We start from the raw sequence: 26,403 nt of genomic DNA, 5'->3' as shown, positions 1-26,403 counted from the left end.
CCACCGACCTGATCAGCCACCGACCGAGCGGCCCGAACGGAGCGATCCGTTCGGGCCGTTTCATTTCTCGTCCAGGTCCGGCGCCAACGCGGGACCGGAGACCGCAGCACACTGCGGTAGGCAATCGACATTGTCCAGGACCGGCACGTGCCGCTCGGGACGCAGGAGAACGGCGGCGAGCACCGAGCCGGTCACGAGCAAGCCGACGCACAGCCACATCGCGGTGGTGAAGCCGTCATCGAACGCCTTCGGGTCGCCCAACGCACCCGAGATGCCCGCGAGTCCGGGCAGCGCCGCCACCGCGAGCAGTTGCGCTGTGCGCGCGACGGCGTTGTTCACCCCGGAGGCGATGCCCGCCTCACTGCTGGGCACCGCACCGAGCACCGCGCCGGTCAGCGGGGCGACCAGCACCGAGAGCCCCAGCCCGAAGACGAGTACGCCCGGTAGCACGTCGACCAGGTAGGTGGTGTCGGGACCGATGCGCAGCAAGAGCACCAAGCCCGCCGCCGCCAGCAGCGGCCCCAGGGTCATCGGGATGCGCGGTCCGTGCATCTGCGCCCAACGCCCGGCCGGAGCCGACAGAGTCAGCATGATCAGGGTGACCGGGACGGTCGCGACACCGGCCATCAGCGGCGAATAGCCCGCCACCAGCTGCAACTGCAGCACCAACAGGAAGAACACGCCGCCGAGGGCGGCATAGACCGCGAGCGTCACCAGATTGGCCGCGGTGAACACCCGGGAACGAAAGAGCGCGGGCGGCACCAGCGGATGATCGCTGCGCAGCTCGATCGCGACGAAAACGGCCAACAGCACGACACCGATGACGATGAGCGGCGCAATGGTGTCGATCAGTCCCAGAGTCAGCGCGCCGAGGCCGAGCGCGACCACCACCGCGCCCGGCAGGTCGAGTCGCGTCGCCGCGTTCGGGTCGCGGCTCTCCGGCACATGTCGCAGCGCGACGAGCACCACGGCCAGGGTCAACGGAACATTGAGAAAGAAGATGGACCGCCAGCCCGCCACCTCGATCAGCCAGCCGCCGAGGAAAGGTCCGAGCGCGCCCGCCACGCCACCGAAGCCCGACCAGAGTCCGATTGCCGCGCCCTGGTCGCGTTCATCGATCGAGGAGGAGATCAAGGCGAGGCTGCCCGGCATGAGCATCGCGCCCGCGACACCCTGCAAGATCCGGGCCGCGACCAGCATTTCGATGTTCATCGCGGCGCCGCACAGCACGGAGGAGATCGCGAATGCGACGGTCCCGCATACGAAGACCTTGCGCCTGCCGAGCTTATCGCCCAGCGAACCGCCGAGCAGGATGAACGAGGCCAGGGTCAGCGTGTAGCCGTTCAGCGTCCACTGCAGCCCCGCGACGTCGGTATCCAGCGACTCCCCGATTCGCGGTAGCGCGATGTTGACGACGGTGGTGTCCAGCGACGCTACCGATGATCCGAGGATCGTGGCCAGCAGGATCCAGCGCCCGGTGCCCGACCCCAGGCGAGGAAGCTCGGTGGTGCTCACCGAACCAACCTAGCGCCAGAACCCGGATGAGCGATGCCGAAGCAGAATGGGCCGTCAGAGCGATTGGACGCACACGACGAAGCGGCGTTTGTCGTAGACGTATCCGGTGCCGCTGCCACAGACGCTCACGTCGTCGGCGCTCTGCTGGATTTTGACCACCTTCACGCCTTTGGCCGGGTTCGCACCGGTGCAGTCGATACGCTTGGGCTCATCGCCGCCGACATCCATGCAGCCGCCGACCACCCAGTCGATGTCCAGGCACAGGGCGCCCTGCTCGATACCGTTGAGGGTCTCGGCGTAGTAGTTGTCGGCGTCGCTGACGCACTGCGAGCTCTTCGACTTCTTCTCGATCACCTTGTAGTTCGATGCGCGGCTACCGCACGACGCCTTGTCGATGGTGGCGTTGGTGGTGGTGCCGCCGAGTGTCACACAGTCACCGACCTCGGCCTGGAAGTCGGTGTTGCCGGCCGACTTGGTCGGCGACGGCTTGCCGCTGCTCGGAGCAGGCTTGCTCGGGGACGGTTTCGGCGTATTGGTCACCGAGACCGCGTTGATGGTCCCGTTCTCCACAGCCGGCTGCGCGGTACCACGGATCGTGGAGCTACACCCGATCAGCGACAGACCCGCCGCGATCGCGAGTCCGGCGAAGACGAGACGACCCCAGGTCGGTTGACGAGACACGTACAGTCCTCCCGAGCTGTAGCGCTCCGAACTCACACCCCCGTAAGAATCCGAAGTTTGCCATGGCTGTGCTTGAAATACCACGCCATGAATACACCATCGACCGAGCGCGCGTCGAGCCAGGGACGGAAACGGGCGCTCTCGGCCGCTCCGGGTAGCGCGGCGAATTCCGTTGCGAGAGCAGTTATCCGTGGGCCGATCAGCTCGATCATCTGCTCGAACGCCCCGATCGACGCCTCCTGATGCGGTACGCCAGTGGCTTCCCGCTGCCGAGACACGTTGCGAATCGGTACCCCGGAGCCGATATCACCCTCGTGGACGCAATGACCAGCCTGTCGTGCCGCCGGCGAAGCCCCCGAGGGTGGCGACGGAGTCGGGACAAGCGCGACAGGCAGCAAAGTGCCGGGGCGACTCCGGTCTCGCTCGATGGACCGCGCGCCGGACGACGCCCGACGAGCAGACGGTGGTGATTCGCCGTGGTGGTCACGGAAAACGCGATATTCCGGCGAAATGTGCCCGACCACGGCTTTTGACCGCCGGCCGACCGACTGCGCGAGTTACCCTGGTTGACCGGCGCGACTAACGGGTGGTCAGGAGGTGACCCCATGGTTTCCGCAATGGCGGCGGACGAATTCGAGCCCGCCGATACGACGGGCAAGAAACCGGCGCCACCGCGCGAGATGCTGGTCGACCCGCGATTCATCCGGCTGGCCGATCAGTTCTTCGGCATGTTCGCCCAGCCCGCGCGCGGTGGTGGCGCACTGGCGGTCTACCTGGACGGCAGGCCGGTGGTCGATATCTGGGCGGGCTGGGCGGACAAGGAGCGCCGCTGGAACAGCGAGACCGTCGCACTGACCTTCTCCACCGGCAAGGGCGTGGCCTCGACAGTGCTGCATCGGCTCGCCGAACGCGGTCTGATCGGCTACGACACGCCGGTCGCCGAGTACTGGCCGGAATTCGCCGCGCACGGCAAGGACGACATCACCGTGCGCGACGTGCTCTCACATCGAGCGGGTCTGCATCGGGTCCGCGGCTTGGTCCCGGGACGCGAGGGCATTCTGAACTACGACGCCGTGGTCCGCGCGCTGGCCGACAGCCCGCCGGATCCGCGCCGCATCCGCACCTCCGGTTACCATGCGATCACCTTCGGCTGGCTGGTCGCCGAGATCGTGCAACGGGTGACCGGCGCGCCGTTCACCGACGTGGTGCGCAGCGAAATCGCCGAGCCGCTCGGGTTCGACGAGTATTGGTTCCAGGTGCCCGAATCCGAACGATATCGAATCGCCAAGATCTTCCGGCCCCTCAGCCCGCCGGGGATCCGCTGGAACACCGCTTCCTCGGTGCTGTCCTGGGTGCGGCCCGTGCGCGGGCTCGCCGAGGCGGGTATGCCGGAGAGCTTCGATGAACTGGTCCGGGACCCGCGGGTGCACGACGCGGTGATGCCGGGGTGGAACGGTGTCTTCTCCGCACGGGCGCTGGCGCGGATGTACGGCGCGCTGGCCAACCGCGGCCTGGTCTTCCCCGACCAGTCGGCGTGGGGCGTGCACGGCGTCGGCACATCCCCCGCGGAGCACGTGGTGCGGTTGCTGGCTCCGGAGACGATCGAGATGATCAGCGAGGTGCAGCCAACCGTGAGCCGCGACTATGTCCTCGGCGTGCCGATCCGCTTCACGCTCGGCTATCACCGCCCAGTTGTGATGGCCAAGCAGCAACCACGAAACGCGTTCGGTCACTACGGCATGGGCGGTTCGGGTGCGTACGCCGATCCGGATCTCCGCATGTCGATCGCGTTCGTCACCAACGGTCTCGGCAGCATGGTGACCGCGCTCGGCGACGCCAGACTCGCCCGGCTGGCGGCGACAGCGCAGGGTACGGTCCGCAAGTACAAGCAGGCCGCGCCGTAGCGAGCCGTCAGGCAGCTCACCAGGACGATCGAGCGAGTCGAACCCGTCCGATGGCGAACTCGTATTTCTGAGTATGTACGTGCGTATGCCTTCGACCCGCGCGAGCGCGGATCACGCCGGGCCACACGTCCCCCGGCTGACCGTGCTGCACGCGCTGGCCGCGGGAATCGATTTCGACCGATACTTCCGATGGCGCAGGGCCCGCGAGGGTGACCCCTTCTACGTTCGTTTCCCCGGATTCGGTGCGGCGTTGTTCACCGGGACGGCGGTCGGCGCCCGCGAGATATTTCGCGCACCGGTCGAGTTCACCCAGCCACCACGTCCGAATCCGATCGAACCGATGGTCGGCGCGGCATCGCTGATCCTGGCTTCGGGCGAACGCCACCGGCGCGATCGCGCGGTGCTCGCCCCCGCATTCCATAGCGTGCGGATTCGCGAGTACGGCGAACTCATCCGCGACTCTGTCGTGCGGGAGATGTCCGGGGAGAGCGGCCAGGCTTGGGTCGTGGGCGCGCGCGTCGACGCACGAGCAGCCGCACGGGCGCTGACACTGCGGGTGATCTCGACAGTGGTGTTCGGGGTGGACGACCCGCAGCGCCGGGCGGAGTGCACTGCCGCCGTCACAGACTTCCTCACCGCGTTCTCCGGGTCGCTGATGCTGGTGCCCGCACTGCGGCGCGGTGTGCTCGGGCATGGTCCTTGGGACCGGTTTCACGCCGCCCGCACGCGGCTGGACATGCTGATCCGCGCCGAGATCGCGCGTCGGCGCCATAGCGACGGCACACCACCGACCGACATCCTGGGCATGCTGCTGTCCGCGGATGCCGACCTGCTGTCGGCGGATGCCGACGAACCTGCCGCGAGCGCCGACGACAGGCTGTGCGAGCAACTGCGGACGCTGCTGGTGGCCGGCCACGAAACCACCGCGACCGCGCTGGTGTGGGCGTTGTTTCGGCTGCATCGCGCACCGGAGGCGCTGGCCCGGCTGCGGGCGCAGCTGCGGGACGCCGGTTCCGACGCGACCGCGCTCGAGTTGGCCGGACTGCCCTACCTGGACGCTGTGTGCCAGGAGACGCTACGTCTGCACCCACCGGTCCCGATCGTCCTGCGGCGGCTCACCGAGCCGTACACGCTGCGCGGCGTCGCGCTCGCCGCCGGCGACACCATGGGGATCGCGCTGCCATTGCTGCACTCCGACCCGGATGTGTGGACCGACCCCGAGCGCTTCGATCCGGGCCGCTTCATCGAGCGCCACTACCGGCCGTTCGAGTACGCTCCGTTCGGCGGTGGCCACCGACGTTGCGTCGGGGCCGCACTCGCGGACTACGAATTGCGGATCGCGCTGGCGACCATCCTGGGGCGCAAGCACCTGCGACTCGCACCACCCCATGCGCACGGACGCATGCCGGTCTCGGTGCCACACAACATCGCGACCGGTCCACGTCGCACGATTTCGTTCGACGTGCTGAGTGACGTTTCTCACTGAGACGTTTTGCGCCGAACCTCCATCCCTTCGCGCATCGGACACCGGCCGAGACCTCGAGATCCGTCGTGACCGGGTCATCATCAGACTGATACCCCATCGCAATCGCTTGTGATGCACAGCACATTCATTTCTACAATGGCATAACTCTGAAACGCAGGTGGCTAAGACCCGCGCCGGGACGGTAGGAATGACCACGGGTCGGGCTGTCATATCTGTGGGGCGCTCTGCTGGCTCCGCGCCGAATGAAAGATCTCGCTACGCGCGCGAGCAAGAGATGGAATGGACGAGAAACCTATGCATGCCGCTTTGCACACCGGATCGTTGCCTGCTCACCGCAAGGGAGCTCGGCTGACCCGCCGGTTGCGCGAGGGCGTCCTGCTGTCCGCCGCGATCGCGGCGGCCGGGGTCATGCTCGTCGCGCCCGCGCAGGCCGAACCGATTGCGGGTGTCGACACGGGCTCGGCCACCGCGGCCACCGATCCGGGATCGCCGGCGAACTTCGCCCCACCGTCGATCAACATCGCCGATGGCGAGGTCGTCGGTGTCGCGCAGCCGATCATCATCACCTTCAAGGAACCGGTGACCGATCACGCCACCGCCGAGCAGGCCATCAAGATCACGTCGTCGAAGCCGGCGCCCGGCCATTTCTACTGGCGGGGTGACAAGCAGGTGCGCTGGCGTCCGGAGGAGTTCTGGCCGGACAACACCGACGTGCAGGTCCAGGCGGGCGGCACCACCAGCTCGTTCCGGATCGGCGACGCGTTCGTCACCACCGCCGATGACGACACCCACACCATCACCATCACCCGCAACGGCGAGGTGGTGAAGGAAATGCCGACCTCGATGGGCAAGCCCAAGCACGAGACCCCGAACGGCACCTACATCGTCGGCGAACAGCAGCGCAAGATGATCATGGACTCGTCCACCTACGGCGTGCCGACCACCGACCCCGAGGGCTACAAGCTCGAGGTCGAGTACGCGACCCGCATCTCCAACAGCGGCATCTTCGTGCACGCGGCCCCGTGGTCGGTCGCCCAGCAGGGCGTCTCCAACGCCAGCCACGGCTGCCTGAATGTCAGCACCGAGAACGCCAAATGGTTCTTCGAGAACGCGCGCCGCGGCGACCCGGTGATCGTGCAGAACACCCAGGGCGGCACCCTCAGCACCAGCGACGGCCTGGGCGACTGGAACTAGCCGCCCCGCTGCCCCGCCTCTCCGGGTCTTTAGGCCGTACGAACCGAAGCTTCCCTCTCCGAAGCGGAGCCTCGGTGGTGTCACCGCGCAACATCTGTCGGTCTGAGGCAGCCGCCTTGGGCTGCCTCAGACCCAGGATCACCAGATCTTTACCCGGTCAGCGGGATCCAGGTAGAGCGCGTCGCCAGGATTGACGTCGAACGCTTCGTGGAAGCTGTCGATATTGCGCACGACCGCGTTGCAGCGGAACTCGGGCGGGGAGTGCGGGTCGACAGCCAGGCGGCGGATGGCCTCTGCTGACCGGACCTTGGTGCGCCACACCTGCGCCCAGCCGTAGAACACCCGCTGCAGACCGGTGAGTCCATCGATCTCCGGCGCGTCGGCTCCGTTCAGCGAGATCTTGTACGCCGCCAGCGCGATCGACAGGCCGCCGAGGTCACCGATGTTCTCGCCGATGGTGAACTCGCCGTTGACGGTGTGCTCATCCGGCAGATCCGCGGGCGAGAGCACACTGTACTGGGCGATCAATGCCTTTGTCCGCTTGCCGAATTCGGTGCGATCCGCGTCGGTCCACCAGTCGACCATGTTGCCGTCACCGTCGTACTTCGCGCCTTGATCATCGAAGCCGTGCCCGATCTCGTGGCCGATCACGGCACCGATGCCGCCGTAGTTGGCCGCGTCGTCGGCGTTCATATCGAAGAACGGTGGCTGCAGAATCGCGGCCGGAAAGACGATCTCGTTCATGCCCGGGTTGTAGTAGGCGTTGACCGTCTGCGGGGTCATGAACCACTCGTCCCGATCGACCGGGCCACCGAGCTTGTTCAGATCCCGATCATGTTCGGCGGCGTAGCCGTTGCGGTAGTTGCCGACCAGGTCGCCCGGATCTATGGCCACCGCCGAGTAGTCCCGCCACTTGTCCGGGTAACCGATCTTCGGCGTGAACTTCGCCAACTTCGCCAGCGCCGCGGACCTGGTGTCCGGCCCCATCCAGTCGAGTTCGGCGATGTTATGCCGGTACGCCTCCTGCAGGTTCTCCACCAGTTTCACCATCCGCGCCTTGGCCTGCGGCGGGAAGTGTTCGGCCACATACAGTTTGCCGACCGCCTCGCCGAGGAGGTCTTGGACCAGCGAGACGCCACGCTTCCAGCGTTCCCGGTTCTCGTGGGCGCCGGTAAGCGTGCGGCCGTAGAAATCGAAGTTCTCCTCGACCAGCGCATCGGTCAGATACGGGGCGCGCGCCCGCAGCACTCGCCACGCCGCCCACGCCTGCCAGTCCGCGAGCGGCTCGGCGGCCCAGACCTGCGCGAACGTTCGCAGGTAATCCGGCTGGTAGACGACCAACTCGGCGAACAGGTCGGGTCCGTTCCGCTCGACCCCCTCGGCCAGCGCGCAAGTCCATGCGGTCCAGTCGAATTCGGGGTTGTCCGCGGCCAGCGCGGCGAAGGTGGTCAGGTTGTACCTGAGTTCGGCGTCCCGGCGGCGAACCACGTCCCAGTGCCCGGCTGCCAGCTTCTGCTCCAGGGTGAAGACGCGCTGTCCGACCGCGTCCAGCTCCGCGGGCAGCAGATCCGCCACCTGGGGGTCGGCGGCGGCCAGGGCAAATATGCGGTTGATGTGCGCGATGTACTTCGCGCGGATCTCGGCGAACTCGTCCTGCCGGTAGTAGGACTCGTCGGGCAGCCCGATCCCGGACTGGGTGGCATGCACGAGGTAGCGGCTGGAGTTCTTGTCGTCGGTGTCGATGAAGATCGCGACGGCGCCGCCGACGCCGGTGCGCTGCAATCGGCCGAGCAGCGTCGCGAAAGCCTCCTTGTCGCGCACGTCGGCGATCGCAGCGAGTTCTACGGCGATCGGCGCGAGCCCCGCGGCGGCCGTGGCGGCAGTGTCCATGAAGCTGGAGTACAGGTCGCCGATCTTGCGTGCGTCGCTGCCCGGCTCGGCGCCGGCCGCCGCGGCATTCTGGATGATGGCCTGGACGTCCAGTTCGGCCTGGTCGTACAGCGCGCGGAAAGCGCCGTCCACCGCGCGGTCGGCCGGTATCTGGTAGTCGGCCAGCCATTTGCCGTTGACATGCGCGAACAGGTCGTCCTGCGCCCGCACGCCCTGGTCGAGGTGGGACAGATCGATACCGGAAGGGCGGGTCAGCTCGGAAGTCACAGTCTCCAGTATGCCGATACGCGCGAGAGTAACTCCCGGCCACGCCAGGCCGGGAGTTACCGCGCGGGGGAATCAGGCGAACGCGACGATGCGGTCGAATTCGCCGTCGTGGGCGCCGAGCAGGAAGGCGCGCCACTCCTCAGGGGTGTAGGTGAGGGTGGTTTCGCCGTGGCGCAGTGTGGTGTGACCGTTCGCGGCGGTGTGCGCGCTCAGTTCGCTATTCGATCGCCCGCGGGTGCGCAGGACATCGAGGAACGCGGTCCATTCGGTGGCGGTAACGGTGATGATGGGCTCGTCGACGGAGCGGTTGGCCGGGTTGCGGCGATATTTGCTGTCACGGATGAGTACCGCATCACCATCGAACCGAATCTCGACGCATTGGTTGCCGTTGTTCGATCTGGTCGATGTGAACCAACCGGTGCTCGCCGGCTGTGCGGTGGTGGCCATGGGCAGGATTTTACACGCGGGAATAGTGCCTGATCAGGGCCAATGACTCGGTACGTGAGAGCGATTGCTCCACGGCGCGCAGGTAGGCGAAGCTCAGGTCCCGGACCAGATCCGGGTCTTCTACGGCGCCGCCGAATACCGCGCTCTCCGCCCAGCCGAAGGTGGGCAGTTGCTCGCCGGCGAAGTCGATGAGATGGAAGCTGGACCCGCCGAGTACCGCGCCCGCCGTGGCGGCGAACGGAATCACCCGCACTTCGACGGTGTCGAGTTCGTCGATCAGCCCGGCCAGGTAATTCAACTGCCCCCGCAGCACCTCCGCCCCGCCGGTCTGCTGCAGCAGCGTGCCCTCACCGAACACCGCGGTCAGCTCGACCGGGTCGTCGCCGCGCAGCCGCTCTTGGCGCCGCATTCGAATCGCCACCAACTGCTCGACCTGTACCGGCCGGATCATCACGTCGGCGCTGATCAACGCGCGGGCGTAGTCCTCGGTCTGCAGCAGCCCCGGCACGAGGAGGCTGTCGTAGCTGCGGATGCTCTGCGCGCCATATTCCATGCCGTACAGGCGCTGCAACTCTGATCCGATCAGCGCCGACGACTTCGCCCACCATCCGCGCTGCTTGCTGGCCTCTAACAGGGCGAGGAGTTCGGCGCGTTCCTCGAGTTCCACCTCCAGCAGCTCGAGCACCGGGCCGATGGTAGTGGTGGTGAGCACGCGCCTGCCCTTCTCCACATGCGACCAGTTGGCCGGAGTGAACCCGACCCGCTTGGCGAAACCCGCCGAATCGAAACCGCGCTGTTCGCGCAGTTCGCGCAAGCGAAGCACCAGCTCCCAGCGGGCAACGGTTGGCGAGACAGGTGCCATGCCGGCTGATGCTACGCCCACGGCGGCGCACCGCCGTGGGCGCTCGACCGGCGGTGCGCTCGCCCTTTGTCGCCGCGCGGGCTGCTCCGAGCCGGACACTCGCCCAAGTGACTATTGTCAACCAACTTGCCCGGAGCTAGGGTCGATGCAAGCGGTTGACTTTTCCAGTACACGATCCACCCGCACCGAGGCGAGGTTGTTCGTCATGAGTAGATCCCGCATCGAGTCCGGCAGCCGTCTCACGCCAACGGATCCGCCGGCGATCCAGGACGCATTCGCTCGCTGCCGTAGCTACCGCCTGGACAATGGGCTGTACGCCAGAGTCGACGGGGCGTTGGGACGCATCATGCTGGAAGTCGGCTCGGTGGGTGCCGTCGTGATGCCCTCCGCGTTCGGCCGCCGGGTGCGGGAGCGTTTGATCGCCGGAGCCGAGGCCCGGCCAGGGCCGATCATCGCGCATCCGCGCTCGGACCGCTGGACCTTCCTGACCGGCCCGACCGACAATTCGTATCTGGACACCGAGTTGTTCGCCGCCCTGTTCCGATACTGTGCTTCGATCGCCTTGCCGGGCAGCCACATCGTGCTGCCTTCACCCACCGACGAGCACGGCGGCTACCGGATCTGGGTCGCGGTGCCGGATGGCGACTTCCGCCGCGAGTTCACCGAAGTGATCGCCGCGACCAGGGCCTGCGGCGCGGCTACCGTGGCGTCGGTGGCGCCGGTGGAGTAAGCGTGACACTGAGCTTGTCCTGCAGCTTCTGATTCCATTCGCGTTCGCACTGCTCGACCTTGGACTGATCGTTGCCCGCCTTGTTCAGACAGTCGACGAAGTCTTTGCCACCGGAGTCGACGAAGAAGTTGTATCCGACGATGGTGAGCAGGACCGCGCCGATGAGACTCAGGACACCGAGCACCAGACCGGTAATCGCCATGCCGGTGCCGCCCGCGGTGCCTGCGCGGGCTTTGACCAGCGCGATCACGCCGAAGATGACGGCGAAGATACCGAACAGATAGCCACCGACGATCGTCCAGAAGCTCAGCAAGCCGACGATGCCGAGCACCAGGGCGGTGATCGCCAAGCCCTTGCCCTTCGGTGACTCCTGCCAGTAGGCGGACTGGCCGGGGTACTGCCCGGGAGGCGGCGGGTATTGACCCGGCGGCGGATACTGGCCGGGGGGCGGATACTGGCCGGGGGGCGGATACTGCGACATGGACTTCCTCTCCGTCGGTGCCTCGCGATGCTCGGTCCGCCACGAGGTGGGTCCGGTGGGCGCGCCGCGATCGCTTACTGATCGCGCTACCTACGGACGGATGTTAATGCGATGGCCGCAACCGGCTACTGGGCGCCCAAGCGCGCATGCATCTCCCACACCAGAATTTCCGACGGCTGGCGTGCGGTCACGCGCTGGCCTCCGCTCCTGGTCAAACGCACCGCGTCACCCGCGTAGAGCGGGCCGACCCCTTCCATGTCCACCTCGCCACGCGCGACGAACAAGTGCAGGTATGGCGCGTCGGGCAGTTCGATCACCTGTCGCGCACCCGGCTCCGCGCTGATCATGCGTGCAACGTGCAGCGCCGAATGGCTACTGTTGATGGCGATGGCAGTTCGGTCGCGGTATCGGGGCAGGCCCGACGCGACCGTCACCAGCCCGCCGCCGGCCAGCTCGGCATCGATCTCCAGCTGTTCGTAGCCCGGATTCAGGGCCGCCTCGTCCGGCACCACCCACATCTGCACGAAATGCACGGCCTGGTCGTGCTCCGGGGTGCGGCCGTCCAGCCGCCACGAGTCGTTCTTCTCCGAGTGCAGAATGCCGGTGCCGGCGCTCATCCGCTGCGCGAGCCCGGGATAGATGACGCCGCTGTGGCCCAGGGAATCCTGGTGCACCAGGCTGCCGCCGAGCACCCAGGTGACGATCTCCATGTCCCGGTGCGGGTGGGTATCGAAACCCTGCCCGGGGGAGACGATGTCCTCGTTGTTGACCAGCAGCAGGCCGTGGTGGGTGTTGTCGGGGTCGTAGTGCTCCCCGAAGGAGAACGAGTGCTTCGAATCCAACCAGGAGACCCGCGTCTTCATACGGTCGCCACCACGGTGGACGTCGATGTGTGGTGTCGTGAGTGTGGACATCATGGTCCTCCTCTCGGGACCGTGCACCGATCGCCATTTCAGGGTAGGGGCACTTCCGCTGCGGTACTCCGCATTCCTAGTAAATTGAGCTGCACTCGGCATTTTACGCGAGCGACCGGAAGGTGAACGGGAGGCGAGCAGAACCAACCGGTACGTCGAAATGTCGAGCCGCCGCGTCGGATATCGACGCCGGTACCTATCGCAGAGCGCCACAATGCCGACCGGAGGTAACGACGTGCTGGGTTCCGATGAGCTGGCCCGGATCGAACAGCGGCTCCGCAGTGAAGCACAGCGGGACGGCATCGCGCATTTCGTGATCGGTATCGCAGTGTTCCGCGCGGGCAAACTTCTGCTGGTCCGGCGGACAGCCGGCGACTATCGCGGCGGATTATACGAACTGCCCGGCGGCGGCGTCGAATCAGGGGAGACATTTGCCGAGTGCGTGGCCCGGGAATTGCTGGAGGAAACGGGGTTGCACGTACGCGTCATCACCGAATTCGTGGGTGGATTCGATTACGCCACCCGAACCAAGTCGAAAGTGCGTAAATACAGCTTCGTGGTGGAGGCGCAACCCGGTGATGTCGCGCTGGCGCCGGGCGAGCATGACGCGTTCGCCTGGATAGACGCACGCGGACTCGACGAACTGCCGATGGCGCCGGATACCCGCAAAGCGGTCAGCACACTGGTGGATCGGGTCTGATTCGCGCACCGCGGCTCAACGGGTGGCGCTGCCGCAGAAGCAGTACCCTCGCGGACGTGTCGACAGGTCACGCCGAAGGCCACACCCCCGCGCAGCCACGACCGGTTGGGCTGCGCGCGGCACTGCGGGAAAGCCCGGGTGTGTCGCGTCTGGCCCTGGTGCGGTTCGCCGGGCAATTCGGCGACGGCATGTTCCAGGCGGCGTTGTCGGGCGCGATTCTGTTCAATCCTGAACGGGAGACCGATCCACTGGCGATCGCGGCGGGCTTCGCCGTGCTGCTGCTGCCGTATTCGCTGGTCGGGCCATATGCGGGCGCGCTGCTGGATCGCTGGGACCGGCGCACCGTGCTGCTGGCGGCCAATGTCCTGCGCGGGATCTTGATCGCCATGCTGAGCGCGGGACTGCTCGCCGGGATCGGCGAGACGCCGCTGCTGCTGCTGGCATTGGCGGTGGTCGGGGTCAGCCGTTTCGTGCTCGCGGGTGTGTCGGCGGCGCTGCCGCGGGTGCTCACCCAAGCGTGGCTGGTGACGATGAACTCGGTGTTCGCCACGGTGGCTTCCGGCTGCGCGGGGCTGGGCGCGGCCACCGCGGTCGGCGTGATCGCGCTGATCGGGGCAGGGGATTTCGGCTCGGCGGTGGCGGTCGCGTTGAGCGGCGCCGGATCCGTGATCGCGGCGGCATTGGCGGCCGGCTTCGGTCGGGGCGTACTCGGCCCCGCCTCCGACGCGGTGGCGCGGGAGAACACCGTGCACGCGATCGCCACCGGACTGCGCACCGGCGCCACGGCGGTGTGGGAATCTGTGCACGTCACCACCGCGATGCTGGGGATCGGGACGCACCGGATCGTGTTCGGGGTGAATTCGCTCATCATGGTGCTGGTGCTGCGCCAGGCTCCGCTGGACGGCTCCGGGCTCAGCGGTGGTCTGGTCGGTTTCGGCGTTGCCATCGCCGCCACCGCGGCGGGCATGCTGGTGGCCGCGGTCGTGGCGCCGCTGCTCATCCCCAGGCTGGGTCGCCCGCGCACCGTGGTCGCCGGTCTGATCACCGCCATGCTGGTACAAGTCACGCTGGTCACGCCGATCGCGTTCGCCGACTCGGGTATTACGTCGCAGCGGGCGCACCAACTCCTGCTGGCGGGCGCGTTCCTGCTGGGGCTGGCCGGACAGACGATCAAGCTGACCGGTGACGCGACTATGCAGATAGAGATCGACGACGCGCGACGAGGTCAGGTGTTCGCGTTACAGGACACCGTCTTCAACGTCGCGTTCGTGCTGGCGATCGCGGCTGCCGCACTGGTGATTCCGGACAACGGTCGGTCGCTGGCAGTGGTTCTCGCCGGCGCCGCCATCTACGGTGCCGGCATCGCGGCCATCGCACTGAACACCCGACGCGGCACGCTCGCGCGATGAACGGATCGCCGCCGAGATTACGTCCGTTGCGACTCCCCAGTGCACCAGGTGCTCGGGCAGTGCCTCGACCTGCGCACGATCGAGCAGTGCGGCGGGATCATCGGAGTCCGGGAACGCCGACGACACCTCCGGCGGCTGCGCACCGCCGATGAGGCGATCGGGCACCTCATGCTCCGTACGCACGATCCAGCCCAGCGGCTCGCTCGTTGTGTCGGCGGGCAGACCGGTGATCTGGTGATTCCAGCTACCGAGGCCGGTGGGGTCGGTGAAGAAGTGGTCGAGCACACCGTCATCATCGAGATCCAGCGCCGCGATATCGGCGATCCCCGAGCCGGACGAGTCCCATAACGCGTCGTCGGCGCTGCCGTCTCCGTCGAAGTCCAGCCGTACCGCATCGGCCCCGCCCGTATCACCGAGTTCCAGATCCGCCTGACTGGTCCAGACATGTACCAGCCCGTCGCCCGTGCCGAAGACGTACTCGATGTCACTCATATACTCCTGGACGCGCGTAGGGCGGCGCCGGTTCCACTATCCCGGCGTTTTCCGATTCCCCTCCCACGTTCGTGGGGCAAATTCCGGTATGTTGAGCCGTCGCCGGCCGACCGATAGGAGGCAACACGACATGGGTTTTCCAGTGAAAAGGCCCAGTGCGGTGCAAAAACCGATGGGCGCGTGGAAGACCCGGTCCGCTGCCGCCGGCCCGACCGTCGGATAGTCCACCGCCGAGCCGACATGATGCGCGAATCCGGAATCGAATCCCGTTGTGCACCGGCATTGTTCGGCGCACTACTCGCCGCGGTGCTCATCCTGCCGATGCCCGCCGCGCAGGCCGCGCCGTTCCCGTGGGCGCCGCCGCCGGTGAACAGCTGCGGTGAAGTCGGGTTCGATCCGCTCGACCGCGAGCCCGATCCCAGGCAGCCGCCGCCTCCGCCGCTGCCGCCACAAATCGACATTCCGGTGCCGATTCCGGAGATCACACCGGTTCCGGTACCCGACCCGCCGCAGGACAATACGCGGATCGTCCCCGACCCGCTGCCGGCGAATCCATGCGACAACCCGTGCCCGGACATCAGAGACAACCCGAAACCACCGGAGCCGGATGCCGATCCGAGTCCGAATTCCGGCAACGGGTCCGATCCCGAGACCGGCAGCGGTCCCGGCTCCAACTCCGGGTCCGCTTCGGGCTCGGGCAGCGCTTCAGGCTCAGGCTCGGGCAGCGGCTCAGGCTCGGGCGACCCGGTGAAACTGCCGCGCATCGAGTTCAAGCCGGAGACCGAACCGATTCCGATTCCGGTGCCCGGCGGTCCCGGTGAACCGCCGCAGCCCGCCCCGCCGAACGTGGTGCATCCGGTCGAACCGGGCCCGCTCGCCGCGCCGGTAGTCGCACCCGACGTCGAGTCGGTCCAGCTGGTCGGTCAGGTGACCGGGCATGGTTCGCAGAACCGCACCGATATGCGCTGGCAGGTCGACGGCACCGACCTCGGACTGATGTGGGAGACGACGCCAGGTGAGGTCGCCGTGGTTTTCGGCGACACCTTCGGCAAGGGCTGGGGCGGCGGTGGCGCGGGCAACGACGACCAGGACTGGCGCAGCAACGTCATCGGATTCAGCACCGATCGCGACCTCTCCGATGGCCTGACCTTGGATACCTTCGCGCAGGACAGCCGCTGCCACGCCGCTGAGATCCTGGGCAGTCGCAAGGTCAAGAATTGGGAGACCACCACCATCCCGACCTCTGGATTCGCCATCGGGAACCGGCAGTACCTGAGTTACATGTCGGTGAATCGGTGGAGCCGCATTCCGGGCCTGTGGTGGACCAACTACGGCGGCATCGCCTACTCCGACGATCACGGCCGCACCTGGCGCAAAGACCAGCATGCCAAGTGGGAGAACTTCTTCGGACTCGGCAGATTCCAGGTCGCGGCGATGGTGCCGCAGGGCGACTATGTCTACATGTTCGGCACGCCGAACGGGCGCATCGGCATGATCGGGCTGGCCAGGGTGCCGAAGCAGCAGGTGCTCAACAAATCCGCCTACCAGTACTGGGTGGGCGGCAGCTGGGCGCCCGCGGCCGAGAACCAGGCCACCCCGCTGGTGCTCGGCATGGCCAGTGAGGTGTCGGTGCGCTACGACCGGGAGACCGAGCTGTGGCAGATGGTCTACCTGGATTCGGCGCGGGGCGCGATCGTGCTGCGCACCGCGTCGAGCCCGCAGGGCGCGTGGACGGACGCGGTCCCGCTGGTGTCCACCGCCGATTACCCGAAGTCCTACGGCGGTTTCATCCATCCGTGGTCGACGAGCAAGGATCTGTACTTCACGCTCTCCGCGTGGGACAGCTACAACGTGTATCTCATGCACGCCCGGCTGGACGCCCGCCGCTGACAACGACGTCACCGCGCTCAGCGGACCACGATGGCGCTGGTCAACTGGCCGAAACGACCGTTGGTATGGTGCGCGGTGTGAGCGACCGGCGTGTATGCACTCGAAACGGGAGACTCTGGTGACCGAGACGGGCGCGACGATATCCGGCGCGGCTGGAACAGGCTGGCAGTTCTGGATCGACCGAGGCGGCACATTCACCGACGTGGTGGCTCGGCGCCCAGACGGCACGCTCGTTACACACAAGCTCCTGTCGGAGAACCCGGCACGTTACGCCGACTCCGCGGTTGCGGGCGTCCGGGAAATACTTGCTGCCGCCGGCGGTGCAGAACCCGGCGACCAGCCGCGGATCGATGCGGTCCGAATGGGTACTACAGTCGCCACCAATGCCCTGCTGGAACGCAAGGGCGAGCGCACCGCTCTGGTCATTACCCGCGGCTTCCGAGATGCCCTGCGGATCGCCTATCAGAACCGCCCGCAGATCTTCGCCCGGGAGATCGTGCTGCCGGAGCTTCTGCACGAGCAAGTGATCGAAGTGGACGAACGGGTTATGGCAGACGGCACGGTGCTGCAGCCACCGAACCTGGGCGCGGTCGCGGCCGAACTGAAACAGGCGTACGAGGGCGGTATCCGGTCCATAGCGGTGGTGTGCATGCACAGCCACCTTTATCCCGAGCACGAACAGGCCGTCGGCCGGGTCGCAAGCGACATCGGGTTCCCGCAGATCTCGCTGTCCAGCGAGGTGAGCCCGCTGATGAAGCTGGTGCCGCGAGGCGATACCACGGTAGTGGACGCGTACCTGTCACCGGTGCTGCGGCGCTACGTCCAACACGTCGCCGACCAGCTCGAGGGCGTGCGGCTGATGTTCATGCAGTCCAACGGCGGACTCACCGAAGCCGGAAAATTCCGGGGTAAAGACGCTATCCTGTCCGGACCGGCCGGCGGCATCGTCGGCATGGTCCGGATGTCCCAGCTCGCCGGGTTCGACCGTGTTATCGGCTTCGACATGGGCGGAACCTCCACGGACGTCTCGCATTTCGCGGGCGAGTACGAGCGGGTGTTCACCACGCAGCTCGCCGGCGTGCGGCTGCGCGCCCCGATGCTGGATATCCACACCGTCGCGGCGGGCGGTGGTTCAATCCTGCATTTCGACGGCAGCCGCTACCGCGTCGGACCCGAATCCGCGGGCGCCGTACCCGGACCGGCCTGTTATCGCGGTGGCGGACCGCTGACCGTGACAGACGCCAACGTGATGCTCGGCCGCATCCAATCCGCCCATTTCCCGCGCGTTTTCGGTGCGGACGGAGACGAGCCGCTCGATGATGAGCTGGTTCGTACCCGGTTCGCCGAGCTGGCCGCCGAAATAGCCGAGAGCACCGGGGACAATCGCACCCCGGAGCAGGTCGCCGAGGGTTATCTGCAGATCGCCGTCGCCAACATAGCGGCCGCCGTCAAGCGGATCTCGGTGCAGAAAGGCCACGATGTCACCCGATACGCGCTGACCACCTTCGGTGGCGCGGGAGGTCAACTCGCCTGCGCGGTAGCCGATTCCCTCGGCATCCACACCGTTCTGGTCCCGCCCATGGCAGGTGTGCTGTCGGCACTCGGCATCGGGCTGGCCGACACGATCGCCATGCGCGAACAGTCCGTGGAACTTCCACTGCGACCTGGGTCGATGCCGCGCGTCACAGATACCGCCGATGCACTCGAGGCCGCCGCCCGTGCCGAGCTGGCGGCCGAGGGCATCCCGGAGCAGCGAATCCGCGTGGTACGGCGAGCCCAGCTGCGCTACGACGGCACCGACACGACCCTGGCCGTGCAGCTCACCGAACCGGGCAGGATGACAAGGGAATTCGAAGAGCGCCACCATGCCACGTATTCGTTCACCCTGGACCGCCCGATCGTCGTCGAAGCCCTCTCCGTCGAGGCGACCGGTCGCACCGAACCACCCGAGTTGTCCGGTCTCGCACAATCTTCCGCGAACGGAACAGGACCAGGAACGATTCGCCTGCACACGGGTGGCGTCTGGCGCGATGTGCTCCTCTATCGACGCGAGGAGTTGGTGCCCAGTGCGACCGTACGAGGGCCCGCCGTGATCACCGAAGCCAACGCCACCACCGTCGTCGATGATGGCTGGCAGGCGGCGGTGAACGACATCGGGCACCTGATCATGGAGCGGGTGGCCGTGGTCGCGGGACCGGAAGCGGGTACCGAGGCGGACCCGGTCCTGCTGGAGGTCTTCAACAACCTGTTCATGTCGATCGCCGAGCAGATGGGAGCACGTCTGGAATCGACCGCCCAATCGGTCAATATCAAGGAACGCCTGGATTTCTCGTGTGCACTGTTCGATCCCGACGGCAATCTCGTCGCCAACGCCCCGCACATTCCGGTCCATCTCGGCTCCATGGGCACCAGCGTCAAGGAGGTCATCAGGCGACGAGCGGAGCGGCCCGGGGGCGCCGATCGGGCAGCAGCCATGCGTCCCGGCGACACCTACGCGGTCAACGACCCCTATCACGGCGGCACCCACCTGCCGGACGTCACCGTGATCACGCCGGTGTTCGACCCGGCGGGAAGGCGCATCCTCTTCTACGTCGCTTCCCGTGGCCATCACGCCGAAATCGGCGGCATCGCACCGGGTTCCATGCCCGCGAACAGCCGCCGCATCGAGGAGGAAGGCGTCGTCTTCGACAACTGGCTGCTCGTCGAGAACGGCAAGTTCCGGGAGGAAGACACCTACCGCCTATTGACCGAGGCGCCGTATCCTTCGCGCAACCCGGCCACCAACCTCGCCGACCTGCGGGCGCAGATCGCCGCCAATGCCAAAGGCGTCGAAGAAGTCCGAAAGATGATCGAACACTTCGGGCTGGACGTCGTCGAGGCGTATATGCGCCACGTCCAGGACAACGCCGAAGAATCGGTGCGCCGCGTCATCGAAGCGCTCGACAACGGCGCATGCACCTACGAAACCGATCTGGGGGCCACCATTCGGGTGCGGATCACTGTGGACCGTGAGAACCGCCGCGCGATTATCGATTTCACCGGCACGTCGGCGCAGTTGGCCGGTAACTTCAACGCCCCGTATGCCGTTGCCAATGCGGCGGTCCTGTACGTCTTCCGCACTCTGGTGGACGCCGACATCCCACTCAATGACGGCTGTCTGCGGCCGCTGCAGATCATCGTGCCGCCGGGTTCCATGCTGGCTCCCGAACCCCCTGCTGCCGTCGTCGCGGGCAATGTCGAGACTTCTCAGGCGATCACCGGCGCGCTATACGCGGCACTCGGCGTGCAGGCCGAGGGCTCGGGCACGATGAACAACGTCACATTCGGCAACGACCGCAGCCAGTATTACGAGACCATCGGTTCCGGTTCCGGTGCGGGCAACGGCTTCGACGGCACCAGCGTCGTCCAGACGCACATGACGAACTCGCGGCTCACCGACCCCGAGGTCCTCGAGTGGCGACTACCCGTGCTGCTGGAGGAGTTCTCGGTGCGCGGCGGCAGTGGAGGAGCCGGTCGCTGGCGGGGCGGGGACGGCGCGGTGCGCCGCCTTCGGTTCACCGAACCAGTGACGGTCTCCACACTGTCGAGCCACCGCCGCGTCCCGCCGTACGGCATGGCGGGCGGTGCACCGGGGGCCTTGGGTGTCACCAGGATCGAACGCACCGACGGAACAGTCGTACGCCTGCGCGGCGCGGATTCAGCGCAGCTGGAACCCGGCGATGTGCTGGTCATCGAAACGCCGGGCGGCGGCGGATACGGATACCCGACTCTTTCCGGGGACGCCGCGCCGACTGACGAACAGTGACACGATGCGCGCACGCCGTCGCACAGCGCTGTCGGGAAGTACTCTCGGTCCAATCATGGCCACGCACCCCGATCCGAAGTCCTGGTCGCCGTTACGGGCCGTCGATGTCGGCAAGCGCCTGTTCGATCAATCCTGGCTGGAGCAGTGGGTCGTGCTGAGCACCGCTTGGCTGGATCCGGTCGCCGACCTCGGTTCCGGAACCGTCACAGCGCTGCTGCCGGATGTGCTGATGACCATGCTCAGCGAGGGCATCCTGAGCCGGTTCGGCGGACAAGAGGTCAGCGCCACGCTCCTCGGTCATGACCTGCGGGCCACCTTGCAGGTGCTGAAGGTGCGCCGCCGAGGCGCGCATTTCCAGGCCGAGTCGGTGCTGTCGGGACTGCGCTGGGACGATCATTCGATCGAGACCGTGACCATTATCGCGCACGGCGTCCGCCTGATTCCGGGTGTGCCGACCAAGGTGCGTGCCGGCCGGCTCGACCTGGAGGGCACGGTCACCATCGCGACGCTGGTCGGCTGGCTCAATGCCCAGCCGTCGCACTGGCGGCTCGACCTGCACGAAACCGGGCTCATCCGTGCGCGGCACCGCCGACGAGCGGTCACGGCGCTGGTCGAAGCGTCGGTCACCGACCATCGGCTGGGCATCGCGGTCCGCAAGGCGAGCTGGTTCGGCGTACCGATCCCGCGCCGACTGGTCGGCGTGCCCGCCGTGCCATTGCAGCGACTACCCCACGACGCGTGTATCGCGTGGACCGTCCGGGAAGGCGAGCTGATCCGGTTCCGCATCGAACTGCCCGAGATCACCGGTTCGTTCGACCTGGCGCAGATCCGCTCCGCGATCCTCGCGGGCACCACCCTGATCGTCTTCTGACCCGGTCAGTTCTGTTGACCCGGTCAGTTGTGTGTCTTCCACCACTCGCGCAGGGCCGACTCGGCTTCGTCACGGGTGAGCGGGCCGTGGTCAAGGCGAAGTTCCTTCAGGTGACGCCACGCTCGGCCGACCTCCGGGCCGGGCGGCAGGCCGAGCAGCTCCATGATCGCGTTGCCGTCCAAGTCCGGACGCACCTTGGCCAGGTCCTCCTGCTGGCGCAGCCGTTCGATCCGCGCCTCGAGTTCGTCGTAGGTGGCGCGCAGTGCGGCGGCCCGTCGCTTATTGCGGGTCGTGCAGTCGGCACGGACGAGTTTGTGCAGACGGGGGAGGAGATCACCGGCATCAGTGATATAGCGCCGGACCGCTGAATCGGTCCACTGGCCTTTGCCGTAGCCGTGGAAGCGCAGGTGCAGGAAAACCAGCTTGGCCACGTCTTCGGTGAACTGCTTCGGGTACTTCAGCGTCCGCATCCGTTTCCGGACCATCTTCGCGCCGACCACCTCATGGTGGTGGAAGCTGACGCCGCCGCCCGGCTCGTTGCGCTTGGTATCGGGCTTGCCGACGTCGTGCAGCAGCGCCGCCCAGCGCAGCACCAGGTCGGGGTCGCCTTCTTCCTGGTCGATGGCCTGCTCCAGCACGGTGAGCGAATGCCAGTACACGTCCTTGTGCTGATGATGCTCGTCGATCTCCAGCTTCATCGCGGGCACCTCGGGCAGCACCCGCTGCCCCAGCCCGGTCTCGCACATGACGTTGATGCCGTCGACCGGGTGTTCGCCCGCGATCAGCTTGTCCAGTTCTACGCGCACCCGTTCCGCGGTGATCCGGTCGATCTGGTCGGCCATCGCGGTGATCGCGGTCCGAACCCGCGGATGCAGCTCGAAGCCGAGCTGCGCGACGAACCGTGCCGCGCGCAGCATGCGCAGCGGATCGTCATTGAACGAATCCTCCGGCGCGGCAGGCGTATCGAGCATCCCGTCGAGCAAGGCGTTCATTCCGCCGAGCGGATCGACGAACTCCAGCGCGCCGTCCGCGCCGACCCTGACCGCCATCGCGTTCACCGTGAAATCCCGGCGCACCAAGTCATCCTCGAGCGAGTCACCGAAGGTCACCTGCGGGTTGCGGGACACCCGGTCGTAGCTGTCCGCGCGGAATGTGGTGATCTCGAGTTGCTCGTCACCTTTGGCCGCGCTGACCGTGCCGAACGCCAGTCCGCCGGTGTCCCATAGATGGTCGGCCCAGCCGCGCAGCATGTCCTGCACCACCTCCGGCCGCGCGTCGGTGGTGAAGTCCAGATCGGTTCCCAGCCTGCCGAGCACCGCGTCTCGCACACTGCCGCCCACCAGGTACAGCTCGTGTCCGCGCTCGGCGAACATCTCGCCCAGCGGCGTCAGCACATCCGACAGCCTCCCCAACGTCACCGCCGCGGCGGCCAGCAATCGGGTACGTCTATCCAGCGCGTCCTCGGACTTGGGCGAAACCACGAATGAGCAGCTTACCGAGCCACGACAATGCATATTGCGGCGCAGGCCCACGCGGACAACCTGTCGAACTGTCCCCGGCGCACCGCGGCTGCGCAGCTGTCACAGGGTTCGGTGAACATCCAGGTATCCGGTCATCACCCCGCGCCACCGCACCGGCCAACCCATATTTCCGACGGCCCAACTCCGTCTTCGAGCGCAGCGAGACCGAGCATCCCTGCTAGCGGGACCGGCTCGGGAACCGCGAACACCCAGCGCCGAAGGCGCTGCCGAACCAACACAGTAGGATTGCCAGGTGTCTCCGGCCGATCGTGCGAACAGTCGACGCCGCCAGCCTCGGCGCCGCGGTTCGGCCGCCAATGCCGCGAAGCCGCGGATGCGCACCGTGCGGGAGACCTCGGCCGGCGGACTTGTCGTCGACGGCCTGGACGGCCCGCGGGAGGGACGCAGCGCCGCTCTCATCGGGCGCACCGATCGCCGTGGGCGGCTACTGTGGTCACTGCCCAAGGGACATATCGAAGAAGGCGAGACTGCCGAGCAAACCGCGGTCCGGGAGGTCGCCGAGGAGACCGGCATCAATGGTGTCGTGGTCGCCGAAATCGGCAGCATCGATTACTGGTTCGTGACCGACGGTCGGCGGGTACACAAGACCGTGCATCATTATCTACTGCGTTCGGTCGGCGGTGAGCTGTCCGACGCCGACGTGGAAGTCACCCAGGTCGCGTGGGTTCCGTTGAGCGAGCTGGATTCTCGGCTGGCCTACGCCGATGAACGGCGGCTGGCCGAAATGGCGAACAAGCTGATCGACCGGATGGAGACCGGCAAGCGATGACGCGTGGACTGTTCCGGATCTTCGTGGCGGTCCTGACCATCCTCGGCCCCGTGACGGCGCTGCCGCTGCTGGATACGACGGCCGTGGCGCAACCCACCGGATCCGGTGCCTCGTCGACCCCGAAGTTTCTCAAGCTTTCGCTGGATTCCGTGTCGCCGACCACGGTGACCACCGCCAGCGCCGAGCGTGTCACGGTCTCGGGCACGGTCACCAACATCGGCGACCGTTGGGTGGACGACGTCAGCATCCGCATCCAGCGAGCGGCGGCGATCACCGCGCCGAGCGGGTTGCGCGCAAGTTTGCGTCTCGACGAGGTCGATTATGACGTGAACGGCGAGTTCGAGGATGTCGCGCTGCGGCTCGATCCTGGACAGCGCAAGCAGTTCACCCTGAGCATCCCGTTGCGCTCGGAGACCGGGGCGACGTCGCTGCGCATCACCGAGCCGGGCATCTATCCACTATTGCTGAACGTGAACGGCGAACCCGCCTACGGCACTCAGGCCCGGCTCGACGATGCCAGATTCCTGCTCCCGGTTCTCGGTGTGCCGCCCGCCCCGCACGCAGACGGATCCACAGCCGGGGCGATACCCGCGTCCACCGACGCGCCCGTGGCGACGACTTTGCTGTGGCCACTGGCCGACCGGCCGAGGCAGGTCGCGGGCCATCCCGGCAGCGTCGACGGCAAAGTGGAACTCACCGACGACGAATTGGCCGCTTCGCTCGGTAAGGGCGGGCGTCTCGACCAATTATTGGCCGCCCTGGAAGGGGTGATGGCCGCAGGCGCAGGCCGGGACAGCAATCTGGCTGCGGCGGTATGCCTCGCTGTCGATCCCGACCTGCTGCTCACGGCGCGGGCCATGACAAAGGGTTATCGCGTGCTGGCCAGCCCGTCCGACCCGGATGGCGCGACCAGGGCGGGCGCGGGCGCCGAACAGGCGCAGAGCTGGCTGGATCGGCTGCGCGCGTTGGCGGGTTCGATGTGCACCGTGGCGCTGCCATTCGCGCAGGTCGATCTCTCGGCGGTGGCCGCCGTCAACGACCCGGCACTGTCCGCGCGCGCGATCACCGAACCGGCCGACATCGTCGACTCGATCCTGTCCACCCGCTCAGTGCGGGGTGTCAGTCTGCCGGATTCCGGCAGCATCGATGCGAGTGCGGGACTCCTGTTGCGCAATCACGGTTTCGGGACCGCCGTGCTCGCCGCCACGGCCGTGGGTTCGTCGGGCGCTGCCGACTGGGCGCAGTCGACCAGTGAAAGTGGCGCGACAACAGCTGATTCGAACTCGATTTCCGCGAGCGCGGACTCCGCGCACCCGGAAGTGGTTCGGCTGCCCGCGATCACCGCGGTGCCGCCGGCCGCACCGGTCACGGCCAATGCGACACCACCGATCGGACCCGCTCCGGCCGCGGACCCCGCGCTGCACGCGGTGACGTTCGACATCTGGTCCGCGACGGCACTGGCCGCAGTCGGCTCCAACCCACCTACGCCGCCGTTCACGCCGTCCCGGGTCCGCTACGACGTCACCAATGATTCGCGTGCGGCGCGGTTGCAGGATGCGCTCGGGGCGATCTCCTGGAGCGCGTTGAAACCAGCGACGAACCGGTCACATTCGCTGTTGCTCGTCCCACCGCAGCAGTGGGGCCCGAACCGGGACGAAGCGACCGCGCTGTTACGCCAGGTCGACATGCTGCTGCGCGGCAACCTCGCCATCGCTCGTCCGTTCCCCGACTTGGTGGCCCTGCCGCCGGACCCGCAGCCCTATGAGCTGGACTATCTGCCGCAGGTCGCGCAGAACGCGGTGCCGGACCGCTTCGTGCTGCCCGTTCGGGACCAGGGCCGTCGGATCACCGAGCTGATGCGCGCTCTGGTGGATGTGCCCGAAGCCGAGCTGACACCGCACGCTTTCCTGACGCCGCTGCGGGACGATCTGATTCGCACGCTGAGCCTGTCGGACCGGCGCGGGGGCGACGCCGCGCAACCGGATACCTTCGCCCAGCGCAGGCTGGACCAGACCATCCGGACGACGGACCGGCTCTACCGCTCGGTCACCGTGCTGCCACCCGGCGGGGTGTATACGCTCGCGTCCGAGCAGAGTCCGTTGTTGCTGGTCGCACGCAATGATCTGCCTGTGGCCATCCGGGTCAGGTTCCGTATCGAGGCGCCCTCGGAGACGAAGATCACCGATCCCGGCGAGCAGCAGCTCCCGGCGAAAGGGTCTCGATCGTTCCAGATTCCGACCGAGGTCAGCGACAGCCGCAACCTGGTCATTCCGATCTCGCTCACCACATCGGAGGGAATCGCACTCGGCAATCCCACGCAGGTCTCGGTGCGTTCGAACGCCTATGGGCAGGCCTTGGCGATAATTACCGGATGCGCCGGACTCCTGCTGCTCCTGTTGGCCGGGCGCCGTCTGTGGCGCCGGTTCCGCGGCCAGCCCGACCCGGCGGACGAGGGCTTCGATCCCGGCACCAGGCGCCGGGTCAATCGATACCGGCGCGCACGCAGGCAGATGCTGCGGGAGCAGGAGCAGCTTCAGGAGACGCAGTGAGCGTCT

At 67.0% G+C, this 26,403-nt stretch carries 20 protein-coding genes; 11 read left to right on the top strand and 9 right to left on the bottom strand.

Annotated elements, in window-relative coordinates:
• Positions 1–60: 60 nt before the first annotated feature.
• From ACT86A_RS08120 to ACT86A_RS08110, 3 genes are read right to left on the bottom strand one after another with little or no spacing between them, the layout of a single operon-like run.
• Positions 61–1,515, bottom strand: a complete 1,455-nt coding sequence (locus tag ACT86A_RS08120; protein ID WP_445091395.1) for an MFS transporter — start codon at positions 1,513–1,515, stop codon at positions 61–63.
• Between the two features lie 54 nt (positions 1,516–1,569).
• Positions 1,570–2,196 (bottom strand): LppU family putative lipoprotein, encoded by a 627-nt coding sequence (gene lppU / locus ACT86A_RS08115; protein WP_445091394.1) that lies wholly within the window; start codon positions 2,194–2,196, stop codon positions 1,570–1,572.
• Between the two features lie 32 nt (positions 2,197–2,228).
• Positions 2,229–2,408, bottom strand: coding sequence for a hypothetical protein (locus ACT86A_RS08110; protein WP_445091393.1), 180 nt, complete (start codon positions 2,406–2,408; stop codon positions 2,229–2,231).
• A gap of 405 nt (positions 2,409–2,813) precedes the next feature.
• On the opposite strand from ACT86A_RS08110, the gene ACT86A_RS08105 reads away from it, so the two are divergent.
• The 3 genes from ACT86A_RS08105 to ACT86A_RS08095 all read left to right on the top strand — a co-directional run bounded on the left by ACT86A_RS08105 (position 2,814) and on the right by ACT86A_RS08095 (position 6,780).
• On the top strand, positions 2,814–4,100 hold the full coding sequence (locus tag ACT86A_RS08105) for a serine hydrolase domain-containing protein (protein WP_445091615.1): 1,287 nt from the start codon (positions 2,814–2,816) through the stop codon (positions 4,098–4,100).
• An 85-nt stretch (positions 4,101–4,185) separates the two neighbouring features.
• Positions 4,186–5,586 carry a cytochrome P450 gene (locus ACT86A_RS08100; protein ID WP_445091392.1) on the top strand — a complete coding sequence of 467 codons (1,401 nt, stop codon included), beginning with the start codon at positions 4,186–4,188 and terminating at the stop codon, positions 5,584–5,586.
• Positions 5,587–5,865: 279 nt separating this feature from the next.
• A complete protein-coding gene (locus tag ACT86A_RS08095) occupies positions 5,866–6,780 on the top strand; it encodes a L,D-transpeptidase (protein WP_445091391.1) in 915 nt (304 codons plus the stop codon).
• 138 nt (positions 6,781–6,918) lie between these two features.
• On the opposite strand, the gene ACT86A_RS08090 is transcribed toward ACT86A_RS08095, so the two are convergent.
• The 3 genes from ACT86A_RS08090 to ACT86A_RS08080 all read right to left on the bottom strand — a co-directional run bounded on the left by ACT86A_RS08090 (position 6,919) and on the right by ACT86A_RS08080 (position 10,246).
• The gene (locus ACT86A_RS08090; RefSeq protein ID WP_445091614.1) at positions 6,919–8,946 is read right to left on the bottom strand and encodes a M13 family metallopeptidase; all 2,028 of its coding nucleotides are present in this window, start codon (positions 8,944–8,946) and stop codon (positions 6,919–6,921) included.
• 63 nt (positions 8,947–9,009) lie between these two features.
• The gene (locus tag ACT86A_RS08085; protein ID WP_445091390.1) at positions 9,010–9,384 is read right to left on the bottom strand and encodes a DUF397 domain-containing protein; all 375 of its coding nucleotides are present in this window, start codon (positions 9,382–9,384) and stop codon (positions 9,010–9,012) included.
• A 10-nt stretch (positions 9,385–9,394) separates the two neighbouring features.
• The gene (locus tag ACT86A_RS08080) at positions 9,395–10,246 is read right to left on the bottom strand and encodes a helix-turn-helix domain-containing protein (protein ID WP_445091389.1); all 852 of its coding nucleotides are present in this window, start codon (positions 10,244–10,246) and stop codon (positions 9,395–9,397) included.
• 205 nt (positions 10,247–10,451) lie between these two features.
• Between ACT86A_RS08080 and ACT86A_RS08075 the strand changes: the two genes are divergently transcribed.
• Positions 10,452–10,976: a hypothetical protein gene (locus ACT86A_RS08075; protein WP_445091388.1), complete on the top strand. Its 525-nt coding sequence runs from the start codon at positions 10,452–10,454 to the stop codon at positions 10,974–10,976.
• Here the strand turns inward: ACT86A_RS08075 and ACT86A_RS08070 are convergent.
• Together ACT86A_RS08070 and ACT86A_RS08065 are read right to left on the bottom strand one after the other, a co-directional pair.
• Complete coding sequence (locus ACT86A_RS08070) at positions 10,945–11,457, bottom strand: DUF4190 domain-containing protein (protein ID WP_445091387.1); 513 nt, start codon at positions 11,455–11,457, stop codon at positions 10,945–10,947. The two genes, ACT86A_RS08075 and ACT86A_RS08070, sit on opposite strands and share 32 nt — an antisense overlap.
• Before the next feature lie 125 nt (positions 11,458–11,582).
• Positions 11,583–12,371 (bottom strand): pirin family protein, encoded by a 789-nt coding sequence (locus tag ACT86A_RS08065; protein ID WP_445091386.1) that lies wholly within the window; start codon positions 12,369–12,371, stop codon positions 11,583–11,585.
• A gap of 214 nt (positions 12,372–12,585) precedes the next feature.
• Here ACT86A_RS08065 and ACT86A_RS08060 point away from each other — a divergent pair, with 214 nt between their 5' ends.
• The 5 genes from ACT86A_RS08060 (at position 12,586) to ACT86A_RS08040 (ending at position 21,538) form a co-directional block, all read left to right on the top strand.
• The gene (locus ACT86A_RS08060; protein WP_445091385.1) at positions 12,586–13,071 is read left to right on the top strand and encodes an NUDIX hydrolase; all 486 of its coding nucleotides are present in this window, start codon (positions 12,586–12,588) and stop codon (positions 13,069–13,071) included.
• Positions 13,072–13,181: 110 nt separating this feature from the next.
• A complete protein-coding gene (locus ACT86A_RS08055) occupies positions 13,182–14,480 on the top strand; it encodes an MFS transporter (protein ID WP_445091613.1) in 1,299 nt (432 codons plus the stop codon).
• 735 nt (positions 14,481–15,215) lie between these two features.
• On the top strand, positions 15,216–16,862 hold the full coding sequence (locus tag ACT86A_RS08050; protein ID WP_445091384.1) for a glycoside hydrolase family 183 protein: 1,647 nt from the start codon (positions 15,216–15,218) through the stop codon (positions 16,860–16,862).
• Positions 16,863–16,956: 94 nt separating this feature from the next.
• Positions 16,957–20,667 carry a hydantoinase B/oxoprolinase family protein gene (locus ACT86A_RS08045; protein ID WP_445091383.1) on the top strand — a complete coding sequence of 1,237 codons (3,711 nt, stop codon included), beginning with the start codon at positions 16,957–16,959 and terminating at the stop codon, positions 20,665–20,667.
• A gap of 55 nt (positions 20,668–20,722) precedes the next feature.
• Positions 20,723–21,538 (top strand): hypothetical protein, encoded by an 816-nt coding sequence (locus ACT86A_RS08040; protein ID WP_445091382.1) that lies wholly within the window; start codon positions 20,723–20,725, stop codon positions 21,536–21,538.
• 23 nt (positions 21,539–21,561) lie between these two features.
• Here ACT86A_RS08040 and ACT86A_RS08035 read toward each other — a convergent pair whose 3' ends face one another.
• Positions 21,562–23,019, bottom strand: coding sequence for a CCA tRNA nucleotidyltransferase (locus ACT86A_RS08035; protein WP_445091381.1), 1,458 nt, complete (start codon positions 23,017–23,019; stop codon positions 21,562–21,564).
• A 292-nt stretch (positions 23,020–23,311) separates the two neighbouring features.
• Here ACT86A_RS08035 and ACT86A_RS08030 point away from each other — a divergent pair, with 292 nt between their 5' ends.
• Together ACT86A_RS08030 and ACT86A_RS08025 are read left to right on the top strand one after the other, a co-directional pair.
• Entirely contained in the window at positions 23,312–23,848 is a 537-nt protein-coding gene (locus ACT86A_RS08030) for an NUDIX hydrolase (protein WP_445091380.1), read from the top strand.
• A complete protein-coding gene (locus ACT86A_RS08025; protein WP_445091379.1) occupies positions 23,845–26,397 on the top strand; it encodes a DUF6049 family protein in 2,553 nt (850 codons plus the stop codon). The genes ACT86A_RS08030 and ACT86A_RS08025 overlap by 4 nt, the downstream gene beginning before the upstream one ends.
• Positions 26,398–26,403 lie beyond the last annotated feature (6 nt).

This window comes from Nocardia glycosmidis, assembly GCF_052545115.1.
Note: the sequence above shows the minus strand (reverse complement) of the source record. Positions and strands in the feature narration are given on the sequence as shown.

Excerpts from the sequence above, each read along its gene's own strand:
- ACT86A_RS08040 (WP_445091382.1), top strand. The coding sequence starts at position 20,723 with ATGGCCACGCACCCCGATCCGAAGTCCTGGTCGCCGTTACGGGCCGTC.
- ACT86A_RS08060 (WP_445091385.1), top strand. The coding sequence starts at position 12,586 with ATGCCGACCGGAGGTAACGACGTGCTGGGTTCCGATGAGCTGGCCCGG.
- ACT86A_RS08070 (WP_445091387.1), bottom strand. The coding sequence starts at position 11,457 with ATGTCGCAGTATCCGCCCCCCGGCCAGTATCCGCCCCCCGGCCAGTAT.
- ACT86A_RS08045 (WP_445091383.1), top strand. The coding sequence starts at position 16,957 with ATGCACTCGAAACGGGAGACTCTGGTGACCGAGACGGGCGCGACGATA.
- ACT86A_RS08025 (WP_445091379.1), top strand. The coding sequence starts at position 23,845 with ATGACGCGTGGACTGTTCCGGATCTTCGTGGCGGTCCTGACCATCCTC.
- ACT86A_RS08080 (WP_445091389.1), bottom strand. The coding sequence starts at position 10,246 with ATGGCACCTGTCTCGCCAACCGTTGCCCGCTGGGAGCTGGTGCTTCGC.
- ACT86A_RS08105 (WP_445091615.1), top strand. The coding sequence starts at position 2,814 with ATGGCGGCGGACGAATTCGAGCCCGCCGATACGACGGGCAAGAAACCG.
- ACT86A_RS08065 (WP_445091386.1), bottom strand. The coding sequence starts at position 12,371 with ATGTCCACACTCACGACACCACACATCGACGTCCACCGTGGTGGCGAC.
- ACT86A_RS08085 (WP_445091390.1), bottom strand. The coding sequence starts at position 9,384 with ATGGCCACCACCGCACAGCCGGCGAGCACCGGTTGGTTCACATCGACC.
- ACT86A_RS08095 (WP_445091391.1), top strand. The coding sequence starts at position 5,866 with ATGGACGAGAAACCTATGCATGCCGCTTTGCACACCGGATCGTTGCCT.
- ACT86A_RS08050 (WP_445091384.1), top strand. The coding sequence starts at position 15,216 with ATGCGCGAATCCGGAATCGAATCCCGTTGTGCACCGGCATTGTTCGGC.
- ACT86A_RS08075 (WP_445091388.1), top strand. The coding sequence starts at position 10,452 with ATGAGTAGATCCCGCATCGAGTCCGGCAGCCGTCTCACGCCAACGGAT.
- ACT86A_RS08110 (WP_445091393.1), bottom strand. The coding sequence starts at position 2,408 with ATGATCGAGCTGATCGGCCCACGGATAACTGCTCTCGCAACGGAATTC.
- ACT86A_RS08100 (WP_445091392.1), top strand. The coding sequence starts at position 4,186 with ATGCCTTCGACCCGCGCGAGCGCGGATCACGCCGGGCCACACGTCCCC.